A 17,236-nucleotide genomic window follows, 5' to 3' on the forward strand; every position below is an offset into this window, starting at 1 on the left:
CTACTTAATTCTTACTATTGGCCTTTATTTTTGATAATATTTTAAAACAACGAACTCCACCACTCAGTATGAGTTATATACCATTGAACTGTCAATTTAATTCCTTTTTCAAAAGTAATCTTTGGCGTCCAACCTAAATCCCTTTTAATTTGATTTGAATCTATAGCATACCGACGATCATGTCCTTTACGATCCTCAACGTAAGTAATCAATTCTTTTGGCTTATTTAATAATCCACATATTAATTGAGCAATTTCGATATTAGACTTTTCATTATTTCCTCCTATATTATATAAGCTTCCTTCTTTTCCCTGTCTAATAATCAAATCGATTGCAGCGCAATGATCTTCAACATATAGCCAATCACGAACATTAAGTCCATCTCCATAAATAGGTAATTCTTTATCTTGAAAAGTATTAATGATCATTAAAGGAATAAATTTTTCAATAAACTGGTATGGTCCATAATTATTGGAACACCTACTAATAGATATTGGTAATCCATATGTTCGATGGTAGGCTAGAACAAATAGATCTGCTGAAGCTTTCGAAGATGAATATGGCGAACTCGGATGTAACGGATATTCTTCAGTAAAAAGTAGGTCAGGACGGTCTAAAGGTAAATCACCATAAACTTCATCAGTTGACACCTGATGAAATCTCTTGATTCCATATTTTAAACACGCATCCATTAGGGTAGTTGTTCCCAAGACGTTAGTATTAACAAAAATTTCTGGATCTTTTATAGATCGGTCTACATGGCTTTCAGCAGCAAAGTTAACTACAATATCGGGTTTTTCAGTTTCAAATAGTTGATAAACTTTTGCCCTATTAGTTATATCTAACTTAGCAAAATTAAATCGTTCAGAATCAAAGGCCTTCGTTAAATTTTCAATTCTTCCTGCATAAGTTAATTTATCTACACAAATAATTTTTATTCTTTTATATTTACGCAGTATATAATAAATAAAGTTTGCACCAATGAAACCTGCTCCTCCAGTAACCATAAGTTTCATTATTACATCGACCCATTCTTATTTAAAACAACAACTACAGTTTTCAAAAGAATTCTGAGATCTAAACCAATACTCCAATTTTCGATATATTTTCGATCAAGTTCGACTACTGTCTCAAAGTCTTTAATATTACTTCGTCCTGATACCTGCCATAATCCGGTTATCCCGGGTTTTATTGATAACCGTGCACGATGATGATACTTATATTTAGACCATTCTTTAACTGTTGGAGGTCTAGTCCCCACTATAGATATGTCTCCCTTAAGGACATTAAAAAATTGAGGAAATTCATCAATCGACCAATCTCTAAGAAGATTGCCCAACCCTTTTTTCAAAATTTTTCCATCATTATCAATTTCACATCCTATGATTCTAGGATCACCATCTAATTTAAACATAAGATCCGTATCTAATTGATTATATTTTTTTAGTTCTTGAAGTCGATCTTCTGCATCAGTTACCATAGTACGAAATTTATAGATGTAAAATGGCTTACCACTTTTTCCAATTCTCTTTTGTTTAAAGAAAATAGGACCAGGATCCGCTATATAAATCAGCGGTCCAATAAAAAGAGTTAAAATAACAACCGCTAATGAGCCGAAAAACCCAAAAAATAAATCAATTCCACGTTTAATCAGAGCTTGTTTAGTTGAAATATAATTTATAGAAGCAGTAATATAACTATCACTACCTAAGCGTTGAACAATTTGCTGCTGTTCTGGAATAGCATAGTTTTTCTTTAACTTAATATGGACAACTATTCCCATAGTCGATAATTGTTCGATAAGTTTTTCTACAAGCTGATCATCAAGGTTATCATCAATAATTACCTCATCTACCCAATGTCTAGCTGCGTAATCTAGTACAGTATCTTTGTTAGCAACTATGGGATACTTAGTCAAATTATCGCTTAATGATGAAGTATCCATATAGACTAGACTAATCATAGTTTCCTTTCCTATATCAACTACAACACTATCTAAAATATCTTGCATTCCTTTTTCTGTAGAGATAATTAATAAAGATCGTGTGATTTTGTTAGACTGAAAAAAAGATTTTAAAAAATCTTTCCAAAAAATCCGAGTAAGATAAGAAATAATTAAGTAGAATGAAAAACTATAAAGTATCATCCTTCTAGAAACATTATCCGCTTGTTGTGTAATAAACAAATAAAAAGAAAAGAATACAATCAAACGCATAACATGCTTAATTGTATTCGCAAATTCTTTATAATAACCTCGTTCTTTAATATTACGAAAAACATCAAAAACTAAGATTAATAATATATCCATCAAAATCAAAATAACTAATATTTTTCTATAAAGGAGATTATCTAGCAAATCAGGTTCTCCGAAGCGGACACAATATCCTAAAAAAGTTGAGAAAACTAGACTGAGTAAATCAATCAAAATATAATCTTTTACTGACAACCAGCCTTCTGGTAGAGTATGATACATTATCTTTTTCCTCACTATTAATAATTACGACTTAAAACAAACCCAAAAACTTCTTCTTTCGCACCGAACTCACCCCACCAGTATCAATGGAATCGCCATTGACTAAGTCGCGGGCAGTCTGGTCAAAGCGCTGGCTGACTGCCTTACCGAAGTGTTTCTCTAGCTGTCCATATGCTTGAGCCAAGTCAAAGGGTCGGCGTTTGGGATGGTGGGCATCTGAAGCCACCACATGAATTAAATTGGCTTCAATTAGATCTAAAGATAGCCGCTTAATTTGACGACCTAGTTTGCCATTCAAAGAAGCTGCCGTGACTTGACCCAAGGCTCCCTTTTCCACTAAATCTTTTAGGATCTCGGGATTTTTTTGAATAGCCTTATTGCGTTCCGGATGGGCGATAACCGGGCGGATGCCCTGGATCCCCAGTTCATAGAAGACCTGGTCGGTATACTGAGGCACCCCTTCCGTGGGAAATTCAATCAGGAGATACTTGCCAAATTCATCGTAGAAGCAAATTTCACCTTTTTTTATGTTTTCCAGGATTTCTCCATGGAGACGGAGTTCTTGACCAGGAAAGAGGGTGATCTTGATTTTCTCTTGGTCTAAGCGACTTTGAAAATTTTCGACTGCCTGGATAACCTGAGGCCGAGGATTCATCCAGGACCGGTTCATATGATGGGGGGTGCAGACGATGTGCGTTACCCCCTGGTCCTCAGCTTGACGTGCCAAGGCCAGCGAATCTTCAATCCGCTTGGGACCATCATCCATGTCCATTAAGATATGGCAGTGTAAATCAATCACAGGGCTTGACTCCTTCTCGCTTTATTCTTCCTCGTAGTAGTAATAGTAATCTTCGGTTCTTTCAGTACGGTTCATGATTACGCCTAGGACATTGGTGTTGACCTTGTCTAGGAGGGCTTGGCTTTCTTTGACTTCATCCTTGGTACATTGACCATAAGGCACCACCACTACCGTGCCATCTACCCGGGCCGATACCACTTGGGCATCAGTAGCCGCCAGAACTGGTGGGCAATCTAAGACAATGATGTCAAAGACATTACGCAATTGTTCCATTAAGCCTTGCATTCGTTTGGAAGCTAAGAGTTCGGACGGGTTAGGCGGAATCGCCCCACAGGTTAAGTAGAACAAGTTAGGTACATAGGACTTCTTAATCACTTGGTGGATTTCTAGACGGTTATCAGTCAAGAGATTGGTTAGTCCTCTATCATTAGGAACGCCAAAGGTTTTGTGAACGGTGGGTTTACGCATATCGGCATCTAACAAGAGGGCCCGTTTATCATCACTAGCGAAAGCTGCCGCAATATTCGCTGCTAGGAAAGACTTCCCTGATGAGGGGCCTGGTGAAGTGATATTGAAGGTCTTTAATTCCTTATCTAACATAGAGAACTGGATATTGGTCCGGATGGTCCGGAATTGTTCAGCCATGGCTGAGGTGGGATTATCAACCACCACCAAACCAGGACGGTCGGCTGGCTTTTTGATTTCTGTTTTTTTCTTTCTACCAAACATGGTTGATAACCTCCTTAAACACGTTCACGTTGCCGCTGACCATGGTCTTGGTCAGGGTGGTAAATTTGTTGTAATTCGTTAGCCTTATGGGTGACTTTCAGGTCATTTTCAGATAATTCACTGACCCGACCCAACATGTTCCAGCCAATTTCCTTAGTTAAGAAGTCAACATCCTTAACCGTCTTATCGGTGAGTTCATGAATAAAGGCAATCACAAGACCCACGCCCATTCCTAGAACTAGACCAATTAAGAGAGCTAAGGCCTTACGTGGCGAAACCGGTGCCTGACTGGCTTGAGCCTTAGAGATGATCGAGACATTATCGATGTTCATCATTTTACGGATAGCCTTTTGGAAGACGTCTGCCGTGGTGTTAGCGATGGTAGCCGCTTGTTCGGGATTAGGATCCTTTACGATAATAGAGAAGACCTGGGAATTATTTTTACTTTCCACTGAAATCTTTTCCCGGAGTTGGTCAGGGTTCTCTTGTAGATTGAGCTGGTCAATGACCGGACTTAAAACGACTTCATTTCGAATAACATCAGAATAAGTATTAATTAATTGCAGGGAAGCGTTAATGTCCTGGTTAAGAGTGTTATTTTGATTTTTGGTATTGCTTTGGTTAACTAAGATCTCGGTAGAAGACTGGTAGATAGGCGTCGCTAAGACGAAGGCGTAGCCCGCTGCCAGTAGTAAACCCACCAAACTACTAATAAAAATGACATAGAAGTGTTCTTTGATAATCTGCCAGAGATCTAATAAACTAATTTCTTCTTCCATCGCTAATCAACACGACCTTTCATAATTTATTGCTTTATGCATGGAAATAGCGCTTGATTAGAGCGCTATTTTGTTAGTTACTTCATATAAGAGTGTTAGAGATTGAGTTCCTGTTTTAAGGTTTGGGAAGCTTGATTGATATTTTCTTCCGGAATCATTTCGTAGTAGACGCCACCAATCATTTGTCCTGAGCCCTTCAATTGCGCCTGATTAATATTATTGGCCGCTCCCCGGTAATTAGTGAAGAGGTCCTTCATATCAGAAAAGGCCATATTAGTTTGAACGTTACTACCAATGGTGTTTAAAATTTCTTGGTAGTTAGGCAGGGAAGATAGGGAAGCTGCTTCCTTGAGACAGGCCAGGATGACTTGACGCTGGCGGGCTTGACGGCCGTAGTCCCCTTCTGGATCGTCATAGCGGTTTCGGACATAGGCCAAGGCAGCCTCACCATTTAGAGTGGTCGCTTGTCCTTGGACAAATTGGTGGCCATCTTCATTAAAACTGATCGGTGGTGTCACCGTCACTCCGCCTAAGACATTGATCATATCTTCTAAACCCTGCATATTGACAGAGACATAGTAGTCAATAGGAATATCCAGCAGATTTTGCACGGTTTCAACCGCTCCCGCTGGTCCCCCATAAGCATAGGCATGGTTAATCTTGTCTTTGTTGCCATTAGGGAGGATAGTGGTGTAGGTATCCCGAGGTATAGAAAGCAAGCTAGTTTGTTTCGCCTTGGGGTTAACTGTCATCACCATCATGGTATCAGACCGACCTTGCTCTGTTCGTCCTAGAGAACCCGTATCAATGCCCATTAACAGTACTGAAAAGGCCTGATTGCCCTGGCTTAAGTCGACTTGGCCATTACGTTTGGACTTATAATCGGCCGCTTGGTACATTTGTTCCGAGGTCTCTCTGACATCGCTGTAAGCTTTAAAAGCTATCCAGCCACCAATGCAAAGAAGAATTACTAGGATGCCCAACACCCAGAGCCAAATCCGTCTTCTTTTCGGTCTGTCACCTTGGGCCCGATAGTCTTCACGAGTAGACGGCCGGTCACGATGAGATCTTCTTTTATTATCAAAATTATCTGTCATATACTTTCTTTCCTTAAAAGTTGTCTTTAAAGTGATTCTCATTAACTGATTACGATATATGAACATTCCAAATAAGCCTGAAAAATAGGCCTATTCATCAATTTTCATAATAACACAACTTTTTTTGCAATAACATATGAAATTATTATAAAAACGTTATCATTTAAACAAATAAAAGAGTCTTATTGGACAAATAAATTAAATAAAGGCCCAGTTTCAAACCAGGCCTTTATCTTGTATATATAAATTTAATTCTCAATATTCTTAAATGATTTACGCTTTGCTCTTAGCAATGGCATCGGCCACCGCTTCTTTAAGGGCGTTGGAACTTAAGGTAGCACCAGAAATCGCATCAACATCAGTCGAATTAGCGGCAATCATGGCTTGGGGCAGTTCTGAAAAGACCTCGTGACCTTGTTGTTCACTTTCATTGTGGTTTAAGACGGTGATTTCTCTTAACTTATCCTCTTCAAGAGTCACCAGCACATTCAGTTCATCTCCCATCCCTGAATGACTAGTCCCCAGGTATTGGTTATCTTTTAATTGGAGGTCTTTAGTGGCAGCTTCTTTATCTAAGTCGCTTTGGAGATTAGCGCTCTGCGTTTCTCCCGTCCCTTTTAATTCAGATCTTGGTTGGTCTTTTGCTTGAGCGGCGTTTTCACCTGCAATCTTCCCAAAGATCAGACATTCAGCGATATTCATTCCTCCTTGGTACATGCCCGGAGTAATCCCACCGAGTTCACCAGCACCGTAAAGGTTAGGAATGACTTGTCCATGACTATCTAAAATTTCCGCTTTAGCGTTCCGTCGCGGTCCCCCTTGGGTATTTAACATAGTTTGTACGATCGGAATAGCGTAATAAGGACCTTCCGCATCAAAAGCCGTCATAGCATCCGCTGACCGACCATAGGCATAGTCCTTGCCCGTTTGAGCAAAATGATTGAAGTCCGCAACCGTAGCTTCCAGGGCTTCACTATCAAGTTCAAGTTCTTGGGCTAATTCAGCTAGGCTATCGGCTTTAAGAGCTGCTTTGGCATAGTCGACAAAAAGACCATCCGCTTGGGTGAGTTCTTCATACTTCTTATGGTCAAAGATAATATAAGGCCTTGCTTGTCCTTGTGGGACCCGCCAAATGCCATGATTATAAATATGCCCATGGCGGTTAGCTTCATCTTCCTTGAAATAACGCGTTCCGTCGTCACCAATAACTAGGATACTGCCGTGGGTTAAAGGTTGGGTGCCAAAGGCGTGTAGAGTAGCCCTTTCTCCCGCGGGGACATCAAAGGCAGTGCCGTGGTACATGCCCAAGGATTCATAGTTCGCCATATGCCAGAGATCAGCCCCAACTTCAAGTGCCATAGTTACCCCATGACCTTGGTTATACAGGCCACCTAGGGGAGCCAGACGACTTTCGTTGAGGTAGTCTTTAATCATTTGCGGATTATTTTCAAAACCACCAAGGGCTAAAACAACCCCATTGTTGGCTGCAATATTAACGGTTTGCCCTTGGCGTTCGATTTGTACCCCAAGAATTGCTCCAGTATCAGGATCTTGGAGGAGATGTTTAGCGGGTGATTCGAACCAGACATCGATGGAGTCTGCTCGATCGATAACCTTTTGCCGCAAAACTTTCCACAAGGCAGCGTCAAAAATACCCTCATGGACGGTAAGGAAGTTATAAGTTTCCACGCCATCAAATTCGGGATATTCATAAACCGCTGATTCAAGCGGGAACTTATCAAAATGATCTTTGATACTGTAAGGTTCGACTTCTAAATAGTCACGAACATAGTCTTCCATATTGACCAAACCATCAATATAGGTTGACTTGACTTCTTCGTCTAAATCCATAGCCGCCATCAGTGCATCATAATATTTGTGCATGGCTTCCTTATTATCAGCTGCACCAATCAACTGGGCACAATAGCGGGTGTTACCCCCTTCATGGCCATTAGGAGCTGAATCGACTAAAAGCACCTTGGCCCCCGCATCACTAGCAAAACGCGCCGCTGTTGCACCCGCTCCACCAAAGCCAAGGACGATCACATCATATTCCGCTGCATAGGTCGTTTGTTCATTCACTAACATTTTCGATCCCCTTCCTTTGTCACTTATTCATTGATCAGTGTAAGAATACGCTTACATTTATATTCTAAGTATACTATTCTTGTGAATAAAATAACAGAATTATGCTAGATCTTATTCTTATAAAAAGACTTTTAAGCACATATATTAAAAAAGTGACGAAGGCTAGCTCCCGTCACTTTCACTTTCTTCTTTAAGCAGAATCTCAGAAAAATCTAAACTTATCATGAATTGTTCATTTTGAATATCCCCTGCCATCTTTATCCCCATCTTCTTGGCAGCGGATTGAACAATATTAAGACCTAGGCCTGAACCTCCAGACTGACGATAGTCCTGGCCTTGCTGAAAGCGTTGGAAAAGATCGTCCAGTGGGCGTGAGATCGAATGGGCTAAGTCATTTTTAATCACCAAGAAGCCTCTATCATCCAAGCTGATCTCAACTTTTTTATCCCCGTGAACGAGGACATTTTTGATTAAATTCTCAAACATCCGTTGCAAGAGATGAGTGTCTCCCTGAATATAGAGAATCCGATCAGGTAAGGAAAAATCTAAATCCATTTCCTGCGCTTGGAAACTATTGTAGTAGGCTAGAAAATGGTTGACCAGGTTTTCCTTTAAATCAATTTTCTCTAGCGCTAAGGGGTAATCATCGTCTTCAATTGTCATATAGGTAAAGAGCTGATCCAGTAACAGGGTTAAGCGGTCTAAACGTTGGGATAAATTATTCAGATAATGCTTGCGTTCTACTTCTGAATTGGATTCCCCCAAGAGTTGGAGATAACCTTTAATGGAAGTCAGTGGTGTGCGGATATCGTGTGAGAGATTCAACAAAAGCTCTTGTTGCAGGCGGTCTTTCTTTTCTAAGGCCAGGCGCAGATCTCGTTCCTTAGTCAGACTGGCATTAATACTTTTTGTCAGGCGGTCAAAGGCGGGGGAATAAAGTCGTTGCCTGATGAGTTGATTCGTCTTGCGTTTATTAATCTTATCTAACTGTCGGCTGAGATAAGCAACTTCCTTTTGACTAAGATAGAGGATTATCAAGAGGATCATAATGATGACAAAGGCGACGATTAAATAAAGCACCAGCTCACCCCTTCCATTTTTTACCCAGTATAAGCAAAAATCTCTAGCCTTGCTAGGAAAATTTAGCAAAACCAGAGCCTGTATAAAATTATCTAATGGTCAAAGTGAAAATCCATTTTGTGAATTCGCTGATAGTTAAATAAAGTGACCAGGATAATCTGACTAAGGGCCAAGAGAAGGAGTTCTAAGAACTGCCCGCTTTGGGCAAAATCAATCGCTTCATAGCGGATAAAGAAGAGCCACTTGGCTAAGGGGAGCTGGAACCATTCTCCAATAAAAGAGATTAAAGACGACAGCATCCCCACAGATACTAAAGCTCCAATTAAGACGCTCACCGTCCGACTCTGACTCAGGAGTGTAATTAAGGAGCAGATTGCCATAATCGTCACCAAGAGACATTCGACTAGGATAAAGTGCTTGCCTAAAGCTAAAAAGTTTAAGTCAGTAAAGGCTTGGCCAGAGAGGTAATGTGCGATGGTTCCGAAGACCAATCCCAATAATAAGAAGAGTGCTCCATAAGCGAGAGCTACAGCAAATTTGGCTAAAAGCCAGCACCTGCGCGCATTTTCTAGGGGAAGAAGGTTCTTCAAGTAGCCCGAAGAGAAGTCTATGCCCAAGAAGAGGACAAAGAATATCCAGGAAAATTTAGCCATGTTCATCATGAAGGACCAAGCGGCGCGATCCACTTTAAAATTAGCATAGGCTTCCTGGTGTAAAACTTGGTAAGCCTCTTCATCCAAGGTCGGACTGGGCGCGGGTTCAAATTCAATACCCGCCTGCTCATCAGCTGGCTTGGTGGCTTTCTTCTCATAGTTTGCTTGTTCTTGGTCTTGCTTTTGCTTATAGACTTGGTAGTCTTGACCGTAACCGTAGCGTTGGGTGACATGGTAGCCAATGCCCCCTATAAGAAACATCAAGCTAATAATCACGTAGAGGGAGGGACTTTTAAACATTTTTCTCAGGTCAAAACGGACAAAATTAAGCATCATTCCCACCCCCGGTTAATTGCATATAGTAGTCTTCCAGAGAATTTTCCAAATAAGCAAAGCTTTCAAATAGAATCCCTGCGCGTATGAGGCTATGGGGAATTTTTTCGGCTTGGTCCAAGTATTCATAAATATAAAGGGTGTGGTCATCGACCACTAAGAAGTCCTTAAGGTTAAGATTTTCTTCCAAGTAAGCGAGGACGGTTCTGAGATCATGACTTCTTAAGACATACTTGTTACGATTTTCTTTTTCGAGTTCTTGCTTACTCACTTCTTTAACCAAAATTCCTTGGTGGATGATGCCGATCTTATCAATCATCTTAGCCAGCTCACTGAGAATATGGCTAGAGATCATGATAGTCAGCCCTCTTTCCTGATTGAGCCGCTGGATCAGCTTTCTAAAATCAGCAATTCCTTGAGGATCCAAACCATTAGTCGGTTCATCGAGGAGCAAAATATCGGGATCCCCTACCAGTGCTAGGGCCAGACTTAAGCGCTGCTTCATTCCTAAAGAAAAGCTTTTGGCCTTTTTCTGCTTGACTTGCCCTAATCCGACCAGTTCTAGAAGCTCTTGAACATAGCCCAATCTCCGAATCCCCATGGCCTCACATTTAAGCATGAGATTATCCCGAGCCGATAGGTGAGGATACAGCCCTGGCCCTTCAATCATCATCCCTAGTCTCAGGTCATGCGCCCTGCTTTCCACCCTTTCATTAAAGAAAGTGTAGGAACCAGATGTGGCTTGGATCTGTCGACTTAATATCTTTAGAAGCGTAGTCTTCCCCGCTCCATTCCTACCCACCAAGCCATAAATTTCCCCCGCTTTCACCTGGATAGAGGCCTGTTCTAAAGCCACTTGCTGGCCATAACTTTTAGATAAATTATCGGTTTCAATTGCTAAAGTTGCCATACTGCTATTCCTTTCTTTTTCTTAAGCCTATTATAAAAAATGAAGACTCAGAATAAATAAAGGAAGTGCAAAGAAAGTTCAAAGAATGTTAGAGTGCGACAGTCACACCAAAGGACGAAAGCACTGGAGAAAACTGGAATAAGCTCAACAAAGTTGAGCGTTTCCAGTTTTTGAAGTGGACGTTCGTCCTGTGACTGGAGCAGGTTTGTAAAGGATGTGAGGAAGGATCAGGGAGGGAGATTCCTTGGAAGAAAAGATGATAAGATCAGCTTGCTGATCGTTCAACTTTTCTGAAAGGACATCCCCTACCCCTTCCGAACTCAACTACAGAGTGCGACCGTTACAACAAAGGACGAACGAACACTAAAAAAAGTCATTCACTTTGACAATTCTTATAAACGAAATCCTAGCCCCCAGATAGTTTCAATCCAGTCTTTACCACTGACTGCTTTCAGTTTCTTACGCAAGTTAGATATATGCACACTAAGGGTCTTGTCATCGCCAAAGTAAGCTTCCTGCCAAGCCCCTTCATAGATCTCTTGCTTAGAAAAGATTCGCTTAGGATAAGTCAATAAGAGCCTAAGAATCGCCCGCTCACGTGGAGTAAGTGACAATTCCTTTCCCTGATAGCTAATCAACTGATTAGCTTGATCTAGACTTAAACCTTGACAGGAAATTATTTCCGTATTAGAAGAGCAAGTCCCCTGCTTATTTTTTAACTGAATCTCAATTCGAGCCATCAGTTCGTTTAAGTCGTAGGGTTTGACCATATAATCGTTAGCACCCGCCCTTAATAAAGATACCTTACTTGTGGAGGAATCTTTGGCTGACAGGACAATAACGGGAGTATTATTTTCTTTTCGCAAATTGCTTAGGAAGTCTTCCCCTGTCATGCCTGGCAACATCAAATCCAGAAGTATTAGGTCAAAGGCTGCTTTATCAAGATTAAGTAAGGCTTCCGTTCCTGAATAAGCCTGTTTATAGTCATAGCCATCGCGCTTTAATTTCTCACTTAGCATGTCTTGGATACTAGGATCATCTTCTACAATTAAAATAGTGGTCATTTCATCCCTCCTGTTTATTTTTTTAAAACTTCCTTTGGCTTGTTTGATCATATTAGCATAAAAGCTTGACAAAATCCGCTTGAATTGAGTAGAATATAAGAGTTGTTACTTCTCGGGGTAGCTCAGCTGGATAGAGCAACGGTCTTCTAAACCGTGGGTCGCGAGTTCGAATCTCGCTCTCGAGATAAACGAGTGCATAAAATAAACACTCAAGCAAGTTAAAAAGCTGGTAGATTAATTTCTACCAGCTTTTTTCTATAGATTGATTTTAAGAGACTTATGATAATAAAAATTTCATTTTGGTAATTAACTTTGAGCAGTAGTGGCGCTTTGAAAGTTGGGTCTTAGCCATGACTAAGCAAGCGATGTGAAATATCGGCTAGTAGGCATCAGCCGTACTAGCCGTTTGAAGCTCGCTAGGCGAGAGACCTCGTGCTCGAGCCGGTGCCATGGCTTTTCAAGACCCAAACTTCAAAAGCAGAACGGATGCTCCCTGTTCTTTTACTCTGTTTTAGGAAGCGGAAGATAGTCGGGCTTATAACCCATAATCTGATAAGATTCGCTTTCCCTATCGAATTCAAATTTTTCAATATAAAAACGGTTTTGATAACCCAGCCACTCATTAGCTGCTTGGGGAGCGACTTGAACCGCAAAGGGTTGATAAATCGTCTTCACCTGGTCAATAATTACCTGACGTAAGGCTTCAATATCTTGGCTGTCCTGAGCCGACATCAAGAGGTGAGGACTAGACGGCGTAAGAACCTCTTGGTCTGACTCCACCTGGTCACGCTTATTATAGATATAAAGCTTGGGCAGGTCTTGCATATCCAAGTCATCCAATAATTGGTTGACCACAGCCTCCTGTTCTAAGGCAAAAGCCGAAGAGGCATCCACAACAATCATCAATAAGTCCACATTACGACTCTCTTCCAAAGTTGAATGAAAAGCATCGATAATCATGGGTGGCAGATCTTGGATAAAACCAACCGTATCTGTCAGGGTAATTTCAAAATGATTAGGTAAACTAAATTTCCGCGTTAAAGGCGTTAAGGTAGCGAAAAGTTGGTCAGCCTGGTAGGTTTGGGCATCAGTTAAGGCATTTATCAAGGTGGATTTTCCAGCATTAGTATAGCCTAAGAGGCCGTTTTTAAATAGGCCTGACTTCTGCCGACGTTCCCGGGTTAATTCTCTTTGCTTTTCCACTTCTTTTAACTCATGGCGGATTTTTTGAATTTCATTACGGAGAACACGGCGGTCTTGTTCCAACTTGGTTTCCCCTGGGCCCCGGGTACCAATCCCCCCACCGAGACGGGATAAGACTGTCCCCATCCCAGCTAATCGGGGTAAGAGGTATTCATTCTGGGCCAAGGCCACCTGCAACTTCCCTTCCTTAGACGTTGCCCGACTGGCAAAAATGTCTAGGATTAATTGGACCCGGTCAATGACGGGACAATCAATAGCCTCTTGCAGGTTACGGTTTTGTGAAGGCGACAATTGTTGATAGAAAATCACCAAATCAATGTCTAACTCCTGGCTCAAATCATGGATTTCCCGAACCTTACCGCTCCCGATCAGGTAACGGGCATCTTCTTGGTCACGCTTCTGACTTTGCCGGCTGACCACTTGACCACCCGCAGTTTCTACTAAGGCTGCTAATTCATCCATTTGCATGGTGAAACGCAGGTCAGTGGTTTGTGGGAGTTGTAAACCGATTATTAATACATTTTCTGGCATAGAAACCTCCTTTCACTCTCTATTCTTCTAGGAAAGCTGCCACATCACTAATTACAGTGGCTAAGCTATCCTCTTTTTCGACTAAATTATACCAGTGAACCTGGTCCATCCGATTCTTCAGCCAAGTCAACTGCCGTTTGGCATAATGTCTCGAATTTCGTTTCAGCCGGTTGAGGCTAGTATCTAAGTCCTCTTCCCCCCTTAAATAGGGAAAGACTTCCTTGTAGCCGATGGATTGTAAGCTTTGGCTTTTAGGATCTAGGTCTTGGTCTAAGAGCCACTGGGCTTCCAGAAGTAAACCCTGGTCGACCATCAAGTCCACCCTATAGTTAATGCGCTCATACAAACGCTGGCGATCGCAGTGAAGGCCTATGAAGTAATAGTCATAGGGGCTGTGATGGTCGTCATGGGTTTCCTTGGCTTGGGAGAAGAGTTGATCAGAAAAAGTTCCTACCTCTAGGGCGCGGATCACCCGCTTCACATTATTGGGATGGATCTTTTCCGCCGCTTGGGGATCTAAGTCCTCAAGCTTTTGGTGGAGGGCTTGGTTACCCTGATTAGCTGCAAAGGCTTCCATTTGCCGTCTAAAGTCTGGCCGAGGCTCAACATGACCTCCTAAAGAGAGGTCAAAGAGAAAAGACTCAAGATAGAGTCCTGTTCCCCCAACTAAAATAGGCAAATCTTGGTCCGCTTTGATTTCTTCAACCGCCGATTCAGCATCCCGTTTAAAGTCAGCCACCGTATAAGGCTGGTCAACTGACCTGATATCGAGTAAATGATGGGGAATCCCTTGTCGCTCATCTAGGGTCGCCTTGGCGGTACCGATATCTAAGCCCTGGTAAACTTGCATGGCGTCACCATTAATGACTTGACCATGAAAATGCTTGGCCAATTCAATACTTAGGGCGGTTTTACCTACGGCGGTAGGACCACCAATACAAATTAGCTTAGTCTTCATGAATAATCTCGCCTTCTTTGTTGACGATAGTCTTGAGCTTGTTTCAACTGGTCTTGAGCAGCCCGGCGACTGGCTTCAGTCATGACTTCACCAGTCGTCATATGGCCAATCTCACCAATCCGTTCCTCTTCATTCAAGCGACTCACTTGGGTTTGGGTCTGATCTTCATCACTAACTTTAGCGATATGTAATTGCTGGTCAGCCATAGCAGCCGCTTGGGGCAGGTGGGAAATACACAGGACTTGGGCTGATAAGGCAATCTCAAACATCTTGTTAGCAATAGCTTGGGCCACCCGTCCACTCACCCCGGTATCCACTTCGTCAAAGACCACCGTAGAAGTGGGTCGACTAGCCTGCAAGATGGCCTTAATGGCTAAAATAATCCGCGAGAGTTCCCCACCACTGGCAATTTTATGTAAGGGGCGCAAGGGTTCGCCAGGATTGGTTTGGATATAGAAGGTCACTTCATCCGCTCCGGAAGCAGCAAAGCTTTTTCTTTGTTTAAAGTCAACTGCAAAACGGGTATTCTTCATATACAAGTCGGCCAGCTGTTCTTCAATGGCTGCTTCCAATTCTTCTGCCACTGTCAGGCGTTTGTGATGGAGAGCCTTGGCAGACTTGGCAATGGCTTGTTTAGCCTGCTTAAAGTCAGCCTCTAATTTTTCTTGATGGTTTTCCCGGTCTTGTAAGTCTTGGTAGTCCTTTTGGGCCTCTTGATAATAGGCTAAGATTTCAGCAATCGACTTGCCATACTTATGCTTCAATTGGTCAATCGTGGCTAACCGTTCTTCAATCTGGTCCAGTCGTCTAGGATCATAGGATAAAGAGTCCAAGTTATCGCGGATACTGTAAGCCAGTTCCTGGACACTGTAGTAGGCGGATTGGGCTTGTTCATAATAAGCCTTATAATCACTATCCAAGTCTTCAATTTGTCCTAAAGCCTGGCTAGACTCACTCAGTAAGTCCACCGCATTGCCTTCCCCTTCTGACAAAGCATTGAGAGCCTGACCTAGGGAAGCAACAATGTTTTGATAGCTTTGGAGCTTTTGACGCTCTTCGGTTAATTCATCGTCCTCGCCCTCGACCAATTGGGCCAGTTCAATTTCATTAAGCTGAAACTTCAATAAATCCAGACGTTGGGCCACTTCTTGCTCATTTAAGGCAAAATCTTTGATGGCTTTTTTAGCCTGGCGGTAGTTTTGATAGTCATTTTCGTAGGCTTCCTTCTCTTGGGCAATCCGCTTACCGGCATATTGGTCTAAGAGATCCAAGTGGTTTTTAGGGTCAAGTAAGGTTTGGTGTTCATTTTGCCCATGGATTTCCAGTAAATAATCGCCCAATTCCTTGAGCAGAGAAACCGTTAAGGGCACGCCATTCACCTTGATGGTGTTACGCCCCTTTTGGTCTAAAGTCCGGGTAATTAGTAATTGATCATCTTCAAAGGGGATCTCTTGGTCCTTGAGAAAGTCTCGCCCTGCTTGGGAAAAATCAGGTAGGTAAAAAATCCCCCGTAATTTTAAGGCCTTGGTTCCATAGCGGATAAAGTCGACTGACCCCCGGCCACCAGCTAAGAGCCCGAGAGCATCGATAATGATAGACTTCCCTGCCCCTGTTTCCCCGGTGAGGACCGTCATGCCTTCATCAAAGTCAATGGTCACTTGGTCGATAATGGCAAAATTTTCAATGACGATATTTTGTAACATGACCCCTTTTCCTTTCTAGTGAAATTGTTGGTGGGCAGCTTGGACGACTTCCTGACTATTGACTGAGTCGACAATTTCTCCCTGATGGTCTTCTTGGTGGTTTTGGAGCAAGGTTAAAAACTCGATATTTCCCGTTCCGCCAGTAATTGGGGAATAGGTCAGGTCTAAGACATCGTAGCCCATTTCAGTTGCTGCTTGGAAGATCATTTCAATAACTTCTTCATGGATTTTTCCGTCCCGGACTAAGCCTTTCTTGCCTACCTTATCCTTGCCCGCTTCAAATTGAGGTTTAATCAAGGCCACCACCTTGCCTTGGTCTTTAAGGATGGCTTTAAGGGGCGGCAGGATGAGTTTTAAGGAGATGAAGGAAACATCGATAACCGCAATATCTGGCACGCCTTCAGTGAAGTCTTCCGGTTGGCTGTAACGGAAATTGGTCTGTTCCATCACGGTCACCCGGTCATCATTACGGATCTTCCAATCCAGTTGGTTGGTTCCCACATCCAAGGCATAGGAATGGACTGCTCCGTTTTGCAGAGCCACATCGGTAAAGCCTCCGGTAGAAGAACCGATATCCAAGACATTCAAACCGGAAAAATCTAGGCCAAATTCCTTGATGGCCTTTTCCAATTTGAAGCCCCCCCGGGACACATAGGGCAGTTCATGGCCCTTTCTTTCTAGGACCGATTCGACGGGAATTTTTTCTCCGGCCTTGTCAATTCGTTCTTGTTTTTCATTATAGATCTTGCCCGCCATGATTAGACGCTTAGCCTTTTCCCTGGAATCGGCTAGCCCTTGGCGGACCACCATAATATCTGCACGTTCTTTTGTCATGG

Annotated in this window: 15 protein-coding genes and 1 tRNA gene; 1 reads left to right on the top strand and 15 read right to left on the bottom strand. The window is 42.3% G+C overall.

Features of this window, described 5'->3' with window-relative positions:
• Nucleotides 1-41: 41 nt before the first annotated feature.
• The 11 genes from rfbB to DBT50_RS05945 all read right to left on the bottom strand — a co-directional run bounded on the left by rfbB (nt 42) and on the right by DBT50_RS05945 (nt 12,005).
• On the bottom strand, nt 42-1,016 hold the full coding sequence (gene rfbB / locus DBT50_RS05895; RefSeq protein ID WP_111853110.1) for a dTDP-glucose 4,6-dehydratase: 975 nt from the start codon (nt 1,014-1,016) through the stop codon (nt 42-44).
• A 2-nt stretch (nt 1,017-1,018) separates the two neighbouring features.
• Nucleotides 1,019-2,446, bottom strand: coding sequence for an exopolysaccharide biosynthesis polyprenyl glycosylphosphotransferase (locus DBT50_RS05900; protein ID WP_220091999.1), 1,428 nt, complete (start codon nt 2,444-2,446; stop codon nt 1,019-1,021).
• Between the two features lie 58 nt (nt 2,447-2,504).
• Nucleotides 2,505-3,272, bottom strand: a complete 768-nt coding sequence (locus DBT50_RS05905; RefSeq protein WP_111853108.1) for a tyrosine-protein phosphatase — start codon at nt 3,270-3,272, stop codon at nt 2,505-2,507.
• Between the two features lie 21 nt (nt 3,273-3,293).
• Nucleotides 3,294-4,001: a CpsD/CapB family tyrosine-protein kinase gene (locus DBT50_RS05910; protein ID WP_181566064.1), complete on the bottom strand. Its 708-nt coding sequence runs from the start codon at nt 3,999-4,001 to the stop codon at nt 3,294-3,296.
• Nucleotides 4,002-4,015: 14 nt separating this feature from the next.
• Nucleotides 4,016-4,780 (bottom strand): YveK family protein, encoded by a 765-nt coding sequence (locus DBT50_RS05915; RefSeq protein WP_111853107.1) that lies wholly within the window; start codon nt 4,778-4,780, stop codon nt 4,016-4,018.
• A gap of 95 nt (nt 4,781-4,875) precedes the next feature.
• Nucleotides 4,876-5,877 (bottom strand): LCP family glycopolymer transferase, encoded by a 1,002-nt coding sequence (locus DBT50_RS05920; RefSeq protein ID WP_111853106.1) that lies wholly within the window; start codon nt 5,875-5,877, stop codon nt 4,876-4,878.
• 273 nt (nt 5,878-6,150) lie between these two features.
• Nucleotides 6,151-7,965, bottom strand: coding sequence for an FAD-binding protein (locus DBT50_RS05925; protein ID WP_111853105.1), 1,815 nt, complete (start codon nt 7,963-7,965; stop codon nt 6,151-6,153).
• A gap of 162 nt (nt 7,966-8,127) precedes the next feature.
• On the bottom strand, nt 8,128-9,045 hold the full coding sequence (locus DBT50_RS05930; RefSeq protein ID WP_111853104.1) for a sensor histidine kinase: 918 nt from the start codon (nt 9,043-9,045) through the stop codon (nt 8,128-8,130).
• Between the two features lie 92 nt (nt 9,046-9,137).
• Nucleotides 9,138-10,034: a hypothetical protein gene (locus DBT50_RS05935; protein ID WP_146744281.1), complete on the bottom strand. Its 897-nt coding sequence runs from the start codon at nt 10,032-10,034 to the stop codon at nt 9,138-9,140.
• Nucleotides 10,024-10,941: an ABC transporter ATP-binding protein gene (locus tag DBT50_RS05940; protein WP_111853102.1), complete on the bottom strand. Its 918-nt coding sequence runs from the start codon at nt 10,939-10,941 to the stop codon at nt 10,024-10,026. Before DBT50_RS05940 ends, DBT50_RS05935 begins: the two co-directional genes overlap by 11 nt.
• A gap of 392 nt (nt 10,942-11,333) precedes the next feature.
• Nucleotides 11,334-12,005 carry a response regulator transcription factor gene (locus DBT50_RS05945; RefSeq protein ID WP_111853101.1) on the bottom strand — a complete coding sequence of 224 codons (672 nt, stop codon included), beginning with the start codon at nt 12,003-12,005 and terminating at the stop codon, nt 11,334-11,336.
• Between the two features lie 111 nt (nt 12,006-12,116).
• On the opposite strand from DBT50_RS05945, the gene DBT50_RS05950 reads away from it, so the two are divergent.
• Nucleotides 12,117-12,190 (top strand) — tRNA-Arg (locus DBT50_RS05950).
• Nucleotides 12,191-12,506: 316 nt separating this feature from the next.
• Here the strand turns inward: DBT50_RS05950 and hflX are convergent.
• The 4 genes from hflX to DBT50_RS05970 are packed head-to-tail and all read right to left on the bottom strand — an operon-like array spanning nt 12,507 to nt 17,234.
• Complete coding sequence (gene hflX, locus DBT50_RS05955; protein WP_111853100.1) at nt 12,507-13,739, bottom strand: GTPase HflX; 1,233 nt, start codon at nt 13,737-13,739, stop codon at nt 12,507-12,509.
• 19 nt (nt 13,740-13,758) lie between these two features.
• The gene (miaA, locus tag DBT50_RS05960) at nt 13,759-14,697 is read right to left on the bottom strand and encodes a tRNA (adenosine(37)-N6)-dimethylallyltransferase MiaA (RefSeq protein ID WP_111853099.1); all 939 of its coding nucleotides are present in this window, start codon (nt 14,695-14,697) and stop codon (nt 13,759-13,761) included.
• On the bottom strand, nt 14,694-16,400 hold the full coding sequence (gene recN, locus DBT50_RS05965; RefSeq protein ID WP_111853098.1) for a DNA repair protein RecN: 1,707 nt from the start codon (nt 16,398-16,400) through the stop codon (nt 14,694-14,696). The genes miaA and recN overlap by 4 nt, the downstream gene beginning before the upstream one ends.
• A 15-nt stretch (nt 16,401-16,415) precedes the next feature.
• Nucleotides 16,416-17,234 (bottom strand): TlyA family RNA methyltransferase, encoded by an 819-nt coding sequence (locus DBT50_RS05970; RefSeq protein WP_111853097.1) that lies wholly within the window; start codon nt 17,232-17,234, stop codon nt 16,416-16,418.
• Nucleotides 17,235-17,236: the final 2 nt, after the last annotated feature.

This window comes from Aerococcus tenax (assembly GCF_003286645.3).
Classification (GTDB): domain Bacteria; phylum Bacillota; class Bacilli; order Lactobacillales; family Aerococcaceae; genus Aerococcus; species Aerococcus tenax.

Bases quoted from the DNA above. Each gene is read 5' to 3' on its own strand.
- DBT50_RS05915 (WP_111853107.1), bottom strand. From the start codon at position 4,780: ATGGAAGAAGAAATTAGTTTATTAGATCTCTGGCAGATTATCAAAGAA.
- DBT50_RS05970 (WP_111853097.1), bottom strand. From the start codon at position 17,234: ATGACAAAAGAACGTGCAGATATTATGGTGGTCCGCCAAGGGCTAGCC.
- hflX (WP_111853100.1), bottom strand. From the start codon at position 13,739: ATGCCAGAAAATGTATTAATAATCGGTTTACAACTCCCACAAACCACT.
- DBT50_RS05945 (WP_111853101.1), bottom strand. From the start codon at position 12,005: ATGACCACTATTTTAATTGTAGAAGATGATCCTAGTATCCAAGACATG.
- rfbB (WP_111853110.1), bottom strand. From the start codon at position 1,016: ATGAAACTTATGGTTACTGGAGGAGCAGGTTTCATTGGTGCAAACTTT.
- DBT50_RS05925 (WP_111853105.1), bottom strand. From the start codon at position 7,965: ATGTTAGTGAATGAACAAACGACCTATGCAGCGGAATATGATGTGATC.
- DBT50_RS05935 (WP_146744281.1), bottom strand. From the start codon at position 10,034: ATGATGCTTAATTTTGTCCGTTTTGACCTGAGAAAAATGTTTAAAAGT.
- DBT50_RS05910 (WP_181566064.1), bottom strand. From the start codon at position 4,001: ATGTTTGGTAGAAAGAAAAAAACAGAAATCAAAAAGCCAGCCGACCGT.
- DBT50_RS05940 (WP_111853102.1), bottom strand. From the start codon at position 10,941: ATGGCAACTTTAGCAATTGAAACCGATAATTTATCTAAAAGTTATGGC.
- DBT50_RS05920 (WP_111853106.1), bottom strand. From the start codon at position 5,877: ATGACAGATAATTTTGATAATAAAAGAAGATCTCATCGTGACCGGCCG.
- miaA (WP_111853099.1), bottom strand. From the start codon at position 14,697: ATGAAGACTAAGCTAATTTGTATTGGTGGTCCTACCGCCGTAGGTAAA.
- recN (WP_111853098.1), bottom strand. From the start codon at position 16,400: ATGTTACAAAATATCGTCATTGAAAATTTTGCCATTATCGACCAAGTG.